Below are 1,115 nucleotides of genomic sequence, written 5' to 3' on the forward strand. Positions count from 1 at the left end.
CTTATTGCCCTTCAAGAACCCAACACTCGAACAATAAAGCTGCTATAAAAAATATCGCGATCGCAGCCTTCGGCTGCTAGAAAAAATAAACCCCTCTGAAAAAAGAGGGGTCTATCATCAATCTGAAACCTGGCAATCGCCAGGTTTTTATTTTTATGCTTCGGTTGCTTTATCTTTAGCGGGTCTCACCTTCAATGTTCGGTCTTGAAATACCGAATCGTTGAATTTCTGGATGGCGCCGTCGACATCACCAGTTATTACTTCTACAAAGCCGTATCCCTTACGCTTACCTGTTTTACGATCTTTCATTAATCGTACAGATTGCACATGAAGATCTTTTTGAAAATATTCCTTAACTGCATCTTCGTTTGCGCGATAAGGCAAATTGCCTACATACAATGTTGCCGTCTCGCCTGAATGCGAAACAGGCGCAGTTGTATGAGCAGTACTAGACGTATTGTTAAACAACGACGCTAACCACGGAGTAACAATACCACTAATAAGCAAAGATGCTGAAACAACTAACGGTGTTTGTGCATCAAGGTTAGTGGCCTGAAAAATAAAATATCCTATTAAAGAAAACACGACACTGATAATAATGCAGTGTGATAAACCTACTTTCATAAATCCGCCTATATATTTGTTATGAAGAAAATGGAGGCAATGTAAAGTTTACGCAATTATAACAAAATGAACAATAATAGTTCACAAGTCTAGACTAAAGATTAATGGCGAAGTGAGTTTTGTGGGAAAAATAACCGTTTGATCTCAAAACAGCAAAAAACCTTTCAAAATTACAAAAAAGAGGTTGACGATTGGAATTAGATGCGTAGAATTCGCCACACGTTTCGGGGGGTAACCAACGAAACAGCGCATCAGAGCAACATCAAGTTAAGTCGTCAAAATGATAACTTAACGGCAATAAAAAAGATGTTGACAACGGTTTTTAACCATGTAGAATGCGCACCTCGCTTCGGGGCTAACTTAAAAGAGTTCACGAAGCGGCGAAATGAGATTTTCGCACTGTTCTTTAAAAATTGATAACAAGACAATCTGTGTGGGCACTCGTTAAAGAGTGTCACAACGACAATTCATATTTCGATATATTTAATTGA

General features: G+C 38.5%; 1 protein-coding gene. It reads right to left on the reverse strand.

Annotated features, from left to right (window positions below; translation table 11 throughout):
• Window positions 1-153 precede the first annotated feature (153 nt).
• Entirely contained in the window at window positions 154-624 is a 471-nt protein-coding gene (locus ACXAH6_RS20340) for an RNA recognition motif domain-containing protein (RefSeq protein WP_474879816.1), read from the reverse strand.
• Window positions 625-1,115: the final 491 nt, after the last annotated feature.

It is taken from the genome of Alteromonas sp. ABE4_545, from assembly GCF_056161325.1.